The 6,205-nt window shown below is 29.5% G+C and carries 9 protein-coding genes; all 9 read left to right on the top strand.

The window, feature by feature from the left end; translation table 11 throughout:
- Positions 1-8: 8 nt before the first annotated feature.
- The 9 genes from C3E89_RS13080 to C3E89_RS13120 all read left to right on the top strand — a co-directional run bounded on the left by C3E89_RS13080 (position 9) and on the right by C3E89_RS13120 (position 5,755).
- Positions 9-671, top strand: a complete 663-nt coding sequence (locus tag C3E89_RS13080; protein ID WP_236913381.1) for a SpoIIIAH-like family protein — start codon at positions 9-11, stop codon at positions 669-671.
- Positions 672-743: 72 nt separating this feature from the next.
- Positions 744-1,142, top strand: coding sequence for an Asp23/Gls24 family envelope stress response protein (locus tag C3E89_RS13085; protein ID WP_236913382.1), 399 nt, complete (start codon positions 744-746; stop codon positions 1,140-1,142).
- 62 nt (positions 1,143-1,204) lie between these two features.
- Positions 1,205-1,753: an alkaline shock response membrane anchor protein AmaP gene (gene amaP, locus C3E89_RS13090; protein WP_236913383.1), complete on the top strand. Its 549-nt coding sequence runs from the start codon at positions 1,205-1,207 to the stop codon at positions 1,751-1,753.
- Positions 1,754-1,772: 19 nt separating this feature from the next.
- Entirely contained in the window at positions 1,773-2,009 is a 237-nt protein-coding gene (locus C3E89_RS13095) for a DUF2273 domain-containing protein (RefSeq protein ID WP_236913384.1), read from the top strand.
- 54 nt (positions 2,010-2,063) lie between these two features.
- Entirely contained in the window at positions 2,064-2,474 is a 411-nt protein-coding gene (nusB, locus tag C3E89_RS13100; protein WP_236913385.1) for a transcription antitermination factor NusB, read from the top strand.
- Entirely contained in the window at positions 2,467-3,429 is a 963-nt protein-coding gene (locus tag C3E89_RS13105) for a Kae1-like domain-containing protein (protein WP_236913386.1), read from the top strand. The genes nusB and C3E89_RS13105 overlap by 8 nt, the downstream gene beginning before the upstream one ends.
- Before the next feature lie 5 nt (positions 3,430-3,434).
- Entirely contained in the window at positions 3,435-4,661 is a 1,227-nt protein-coding gene (xseA, locus tag C3E89_RS13110) for an exodeoxyribonuclease VII large subunit (RefSeq protein WP_236913387.1), read from the top strand.
- On the top strand, positions 4,648-4,881 hold the full coding sequence (gene xseB, locus C3E89_RS13115; protein ID WP_236913388.1) for an exodeoxyribonuclease VII small subunit: 234 nt from the start codon (positions 4,648-4,650) through the stop codon (positions 4,879-4,881). Before xseA ends, xseB begins: the two co-directional genes overlap by 14 nt.
- A 4-nt stretch (positions 4,882-4,885) precedes the next feature.
- Complete coding sequence (locus C3E89_RS13120; RefSeq protein WP_236913389.1) at positions 4,886-5,755, top strand: polyprenyl synthetase family protein; 870 nt, start codon at positions 4,886-4,888, stop codon at positions 5,753-5,755.
- Positions 5,756-6,205: the final 450 nt, after the last annotated feature.

The raw sequence follows: 6,205 nt of genomic DNA on the forward strand, positions 1-6,205 counted from the left end.
GATGAATAATGTTATCTATTAAAAAACCAGCAATAATATTTGTGTTGATAGTACTATTAATTTTTACAGGCTATATTAACCATAATCTAACAAAGCAAGCTTTATCAAAAGTTTCAAACGATTATCAAAAACATGAGGAAATGGAATTAGCTAAAGGAAACTATTTAGATGATAAGGATTTAGTCCCTGCGATATCTGAAGGAGATGAAAAAGATGAGATGGAGATTTTAGATACAAAAAATTTCGAAGATATAGAAGAAATGACTAAAAATACTGAAGAAAATATACAAGAGGCTATTAATAGAGAAGATAGTTTAAGGTCTAAAAATTATTATATTGAGCAAAGACTATCAAGGGACAAACTAAGGGCAGGACTAATCGATAGATTGAATGAAATTGTTAATAATGACAATACTAATGAGGAAATGAGAACTGAAGCTCAGAAAAAGATTATGAAAATAGGGGAACTTTCAGAGAAGGAATTAGTTGTGGAAGGCTTGATAAAAGCCAAAGGATTTGATGATGTATTAATTTTTCTTACAGATGAAAGTGCAAAAGTAGTCGTATCTACAGAAGAACTTAATGAGCAAGATGTAGTAAAGATTTTAGATGTTGTAATGACTGAAACGGATTTAGAAGCATCAAATATAAAAATCATGAAAAAGAATTAGAATTGATTGTAAAAAACTTAACCCTCTGATATAATAACTCTAAGGACTTTCAGATAATGGGAGGTGTCTAAGGTGACGGAGTTTTCAAGTGAAGAAAATATAAAATATGGTACAGTAAAAATTGCTAATGAAGTTGTGGCTATTATAGCAGGTTTAGCTGCTACTGAAGTAGATGGTGTAACAAGTATGAGTGGAGGTCTTACTGGCGATATTACAGAAATGCTAGGTATGAAAAACCTGTCTAAGGGTGTGAAGGTTGAAGTTGGTGAAAAGGAAGCAGCAATAGATATCTTTTTAATTGTAGACTATGGTTCTAAAATATCTGAGGTTGCAACCAAAGTTCAACATAATGTTAAGGAAACAGTTGAAACTATGACCGGGCTAAATGTAGTAGAAGTAAATGTTAACGTTCAGGGTGTAAACATACCTAAAGAAGAACCTAAAGTTGAGAATGAACCAAGAGTAAAATAGTATATTTACCCTCTGGAAACCAGAGGGTAATTTTAAATATATTTTAGGAGGATGAATCAATTATGAGTATAATTGATAGGATTATATTAACCATATTATCTATTTGTTTAATTATCATCTCAATAACTATGATATTATTTCCTTTTGAACAGTTGGAATTTCTATCTACAGATAGGATTAATTTTTATTTAGAAGGTATAAAAGGTAATTATATATATGTTGGGATAGGACTTGCTCTACTATTATTAAGCCTAAGAACTTTTATAATAGGGGTTAAAACAGAAAATGAGAAATTACGAATGACATATTTAATACAACGTACAGACTATGGAGAAATAAACATCTCTTCCGAAACTATTGTGGGATTAGTTGAAAACATATCTAGCAAATTTACTGGTATAAAAAACATTGTAACAAAGGTTAATATAATAGAAGGCCAGATATTTATTGATTTAAAAGGGGAAGTTTATCCCGAAATAAATATTCCTGAAACAACTAAGGAACTTCAGAATAAAGTTAAGGAACATGTAGAAAACTGTACAGGAGTAAATGTTAATGAAATCAAAGTAATTATTAGTAATATCACTACACCTATTAGGAATGTAAAATGATGATTGAGGTGTTTGAAAATTGATTAGAGAACTCTTTGAAGAAATAATTAATTATATTAAGGACAACAAAAGGAAAACCTTAGGTGGTTTTATTGGGCTATTAATTGGTATACTAATACTTGTCATTGGATTTTTTAAAACTATATTTATAGCTTTATGCACTTGGCTTGGATATTATCTTGGTAGTAAATCTTACAGTGAAGAAGATTTAAAGAAATTCATAGATAGATTATTTTCTCCATCAAAGAGAATGTAATTTAACAATGAATAAAACTATACTAATAAATGAAATGTATTAGGGAGGACAAAAATGGGTAGAAGATATGCTAGGGAATCAACAATGAAATTGCTATATCAAATGGAAATGAATTCTGACTTTTCTGATGAAATCGTTAATATATTTTTTGAAAGTAATAATTTTAGCATAAGCGAGAAAGAATACGTTGAAGATGCTATATATACAATAATTAGTAATTTAAAAGAGATAGATCAGCATATTATGGAAAATATTGAAGGATGGAAATTACATAGATTAGCACGAATAGATTTATGTATTCTAAGAATAGCTATTTATGAGATAATTTATAGAGAAGATATACCCGTTGAAGTATCAATTAATGAAGCTATAGAAGTTGCAAAAATCTACAGTACCGATGAATCTTCAAAGTTCATCAACGGAGTACTAGGTGGATTTGTAAGAAGAAGGGATAAAAATGAGTAATAAGTATTATGTAGGCATTGATACATCCGCGTATACAACATCTTTAGCTGTAATCGATGATGAAGATAATATTATTTTGGATTTGAGAAAGGTATTGGAAGTAAAAAAAGGACAAAAGGGATTAAGACAACAGGAAGCTATTTTTCAACATATCAATAATTTACCTTTATTAATAGAAGAAATGGTAATGAAAATTGATATTGGAAAAATTGATACTATTTCTTGTAGTAATAAACCTAGAAATATTGAAGGATCATATATGCCTGTTTTTATAGCTGGTAAAGGACAGGCTTTTATTTTATCTAAAATACTAGGAGTTAAATATAGGGAATATAGTCATCAAGAAGGACATATCGGTGCTGGAATCATATATAATCAGCTTAAAAATTCTGATGAATTTTTAACTATTCATATTTCTGGGGGTACAACAGAATTACTTTTAGTAAATAATAAACAAAACCAATTGTCTATTGAAATTATTGGTGGAACTTTAGATCTAAGTTTAGGGCAATTAATTGATAGAATTGGAGTAGAATTAGGACTATCTTTTCCCTGTGGTCAAGAAATGGATAAAATATCTAGAAGAGGAAATGTATTAAGTTTGAATATACCTATTAGTATAAAGGAAAAAACTTGGTTTAATTTGTCGGGTTTAGAAAATTATTTTAAAAAATTGATAAAAACCTATTCTTACTCTAGAGAAGATATTTTAGCCACCTTGTTTCATACCATATCAAAATTAATCTACAGAGCTATCGTTAATAGTTGTATTGAGTATAATTTAGACAGTATATTAATTACTGGTGGTGTATCAGCTAATAGAATTCTAAGATTATATCTAAATAATAACTTAATGGAGAAAAAAATAAATCCTTATTTTACTAATGTTGAATTATGCACAGATAATGGTATTGGAATAGCATTTATGGGTAAAGAGAAAATATCTAGTAGGTGATTAATATGGAAACTAAACCTTTAAAGGTAAGTGAAGTGAATCAATATATTAAAAGAGTTTTTGCTGGTGATTGGTTACTTTCTAACATTAGGGTTGAAGGAGAAATTTCTAATTTTAAGCACCACTATAGTGGTCATATGTATTTTTCATTAAAAGATGATGATGGGAAATTAAAATGTGTAATGTTTAAAAACAATAATAGATTAGTAAATTTCGATATGAAGGATGGTATTAAGGTAATTGCTACAGGCTATATTTCTATATATGAAAAAGAGGGAGATTATCAGCTTTATGTAAAGGATATTGAAGAAAGTGGTATTGGTCAATTATTTACAGCTTTTGAGAAATTAAAAACAAAATTAGAAAAGGAAGGTTTGTTTAATCAAGAAAACAAGAAAGAAATACCTTTATTTCCTAATAAGATCGGTGTTGTTACCTCTTCCACTGGGGCAGCAATAAAAGATATAATTACAGTAATTAAAAGGAGATTTCCAAGAGCAAATATAATTATTTATCCTGTTTTAGTTCAAGGCGATAAAGCTCCAATAGAGATATGTGAAGGATTAGAATATCTTGATAAGAGAGAAGATATTGATGTAATTATTACTGGTAGAGGCGGAGGATCCATAGAAGAGTTATTTGCTTTTAATGATGAATCTGTAGCTAGAACTATATATAATATGAAAAAACCCATAGTATCTGCAGTAGGACATGAAACAGATTTTACTATAGCTGATTTTGTTGCAGATTTAAGAGCAGCGACTCCGTCAGCTGCTGCAGAAATAGTTACTCCAGAACAAAATAAGTTAATAGAAAACTTAAACCAAAGTTTTACTCGTATTTGTAATTTATTTAGTTACATTATAAACGATAATAGAATAAAGCTGAATTATATTAAGAAGAGTTTAGATTTTTATAGTCCTATTTATCAATTAAGAGAAAAGGTACAAGAACAGGATAGCTTATTTAGAAATCTTGTACTTGCTATGGAAACAAAATTAGAAAGCAATAAAAATAACTTAGTAAATATATTTAGTAGCCTTAATTATTTAAATCCAATATCATCATTGGACAGAGGATACGGTATTATATTGGATGAAAATGATAATATGATTACAAGCATAAATAATGTATCAAAAGATGATGAGCTAAAACTATTGATTAAAGATGGTATTATTGAAGTAAAAGTGGTTAAAATTAACAAAGGGGAGTTTTGTTATGAAAAAAAATAATTTAACCTATGAAGAAGCAGTTAAAGAGTTAGAAGGAATAATTGAAGATTTAGAGAAGGAAAATTTACCATTAAAAGATACCTTGGAAAAATTCAAAAGAGGAGTTGCTTTATATAATTATTGCAATGAAATATTGAAAGAGGTTGAAGGGGAAGTAAAAATTTTAATAAAAGATGAAAATGAAAATTATGTAGAAGAGGATTTTTTCATGGAGGTTTAATAAGATGCAATTAAAAGATGAGTTAGAACATACCAAAAGTATAATAGATGAAAATCTATCAAATTTATTAATGAATAAAGCTGGTTATCAAGAGAGAATTTTTGAATCTATTAACTACAGTTTATTTACTGGAGGCAAAAGATTAAGGCCCATATTATTATTAAAGAGTTGCGAGATGTTTGGAGGAGATTATGAAGATTCGATTCCATTCGCCTTGGCAATTGAAATGATACATACTTATTCATTGATTCATGACGACCTACCTGCAATGGACGATGATGATTTTCGTAGAGGAAAATTGACGAACCATAAAATTTATGGTGAAGCAATTGCTATATTATCAGGTGATGGATTACTAAATTTAGCTTTTGAAACCATGATTAATTACACCTTAAAAAATTCAAAAACAATTGAAGATTACAAAAGAAATGTTTGGGCAATAGATGAAATTAGCAAATATTCTGGAATATTTGGTATGATTGGTGGACAGGTAGTAGATCTATTATCCAATGAGATTGATATGGATGAGGATAAACTTTTATTTATGTATGAATGTAAAACAGCTGCTCTAATTCAGGCTTCTTTAGTAGCTGGAGCTATCTTAGGGGGAGGAAATGAAGACAATATTGAAAGAATGAGAGAGTTTGGCTTATATCTAGGTTTAGCTTATCAGATTAGAGATGATATTTTGGATAGGGAAGAAGATGAATTAATTAATAAGGCAACTTATTTAAGTTTTAAGAATATAGATAAAGCAAAGAAAAAAGTGGATGAATTGAGCAGAAATGCCATCTTATTATTGGACAATTATGACAATAAGAAAGTAAATTTTTTCAAAGAGTTAACATATTATTTAATTAACAGAAATTATTAAAACGATTGAATAATTATAGATATTATGCTATAATTAATTAGACTTAATAGAGTGGTACAGTATTCTAGTCAACACAGCTAATCCCGAGGGCGGGGCTAAAAATCCGTCGAAGGGCATATCGATGAAGTTCCTTGTTTTGGCTCGCGACGCCCAGTCGAGGGTCGAAGCTGGGAGTAAGAAAGATGGGGCGATCTGCAATGGCATGCAGGCGTTGACCCTACTTTCGTGGAGACTTACCTTTTGGTAAGATAAACCTGTATGTATAAATATAAAATAAACATACAGAGTAGCCTGCCTTGAGTGATGTTGGCGGATGATAAGTTCGACTTTTCTTACTTAGGGCCCAAGTAAGGAAGGTTTTGTTATCGAAACCAATATTGCAAAAGAGGCTAAGGATTAGACTGGTTGTAGAGGAAAACTCCTAGACTGTTCATGGAAGAGGTATATTGG

This window comes from Clostridium sp. Cult1, from assembly GCF_021655095.1.
Lineage (GTDB): Bacteria > Bacillota > Clostridia > Tissierellales > Tepidimicrobiaceae > Schnuerera.

Excerpts from the sequence above, each read along its gene's own strand:
- C3E89_RS13080 (WP_236913381.1), top strand. The coding sequence starts at position 9 with ATGTTATCTATTAAAAAACCAGCAATAATATTTGTGTTGATAGTACTA.
- amaP (WP_236913383.1), top strand. The coding sequence starts at position 1,205 with ATGAGTATAATTGATAGGATTATATTAACCATATTATCTATTTGTTTA.
- nusB (WP_236913385.1), top strand. The coding sequence starts at position 2,064 with ATGGGTAGAAGATATGCTAGGGAATCAACAATGAAATTGCTATATCAA.
- C3E89_RS13105 (WP_236913386.1), top strand. The coding sequence starts at position 2,467 with ATGAGTAATAAGTATTATGTAGGCATTGATACATCCGCGTATACAACA.
- xseA (WP_236913387.1), top strand. The coding sequence starts at position 3,435 with ATGGAAACTAAACCTTTAAAGGTAAGTGAAGTGAATCAATATATTAAA.
- xseB (WP_236913388.1), top strand. The coding sequence starts at position 4,648 with ATGAAAAAAAATAATTTAACCTATGAAGAAGCAGTTAAAGAGTTAGAA.
- C3E89_RS13120 (WP_236913389.1), top strand. The coding sequence starts at position 4,886 with ATGCAATTAAAAGATGAGTTAGAACATACCAAAAGTATAATAGATGAA.